Genomic DNA, 946 nt, shown 5'->3' with positions numbered 1-946 from the left:
GAGGAATAGAAGTGCCTGCCCATCAACTCCGGAGTTGTTGAGCGCCGTGAAGTCAGTGGTAAAGACCTGCAGGTCGTCAAATAGGCTACCAAATCCAGGTCCATGATGACCACCATGGCTGGCGCCTTGACCAACGTTGCTCATAACGTGACGTCTCCCTGTCTTTGTTGTTAACCTCCTTGAGATACGGAGAAAGGCATGCGCTGGATCACGCAGTCACGCTCACGTGACCGAGTTGCGCCGCATGCAGGATCCAGCACACATATTTCCCTTATCATCACCTTACTGGATGAACGGAATGATCCAGTGAGGTGCTGGCCCCATATTACCTAGGCGGAGCATCGTCCTTGCACCCGCATCGATTGTCCCGCGCTTGCACCGACGCGGTGCTATCAAGCTACGTCATGGCGGTGGGACGGTCACAGGATCGCACCGCCTTTGCAGCGCTGTTCTCTTACTTTGGGCCGCGCTTGAAGACATACTTTCGGCGGTTGGGTATGGTTGATGAGGAGGCGGAGGAGCTTGCGCAGGAAGCGATGATACTCGTGTGGAGAAAAGCAGCATTGTTTGACCCAGGGAAGGCGGCGGCCTCGACTTGGATCTACGCGATTGCGCGGAACCTTCGCCTTGATGCGCTCCGCTGCAGAAGCTTTTCCCGGGACGAGACCTCTGCTTCGGAGCGTCCGGTGACCCAGGACAGTGCTCCGAGCGCGGAGGAGCAGTTCGCCTCATCTGCACAACAGGAGCAGCTAAGGAAAGCGCTGCATCTTCTACCCCGTGAGCAGGCACAGGTCGTCCAGATGTGCTATTTCGGCGACAGGTCACATACTGAGATTGCCCGTGAGTTGAGCATTCCGCTTGGTACGGTGAAGGGGCGCCTGAGGCTTGTTTTGGGGCGATTGCGCCGCGCGCTGGAAAACGTATGGCCCGCCCCGTCGGCAAGCGG

1 protein-coding gene is annotated in these 946 nt (G+C 57.8%); it reads left to right on the top strand.

Features of this window, described 5'->3' with window-relative positions:
• Window positions 1-404 precede the first annotated feature (404 nt).
• A partial coding sequence (locus D2K64_RS23810; protein WP_120010905.1) for a sigma-70 family RNA polymerase sigma factor occupies window positions 405-946 on the top strand: 542 nt, incomplete at its 3' end.

The sequence above is a fragment of the Teichococcus vastitatis genome (genome assembly GCF_003604215.1).
Classification (GTDB): Bacteria; Pseudomonadota; Alphaproteobacteria; order Acetobacterales; family Acetobacteraceae; genus Pseudoroseomonas; species Pseudoroseomonas vastitatis.
The sequence above is the reverse complement of the archived record's forward strand: the minus strand, read 5'-3'. Positions and strand labels throughout refer to the sequence as shown.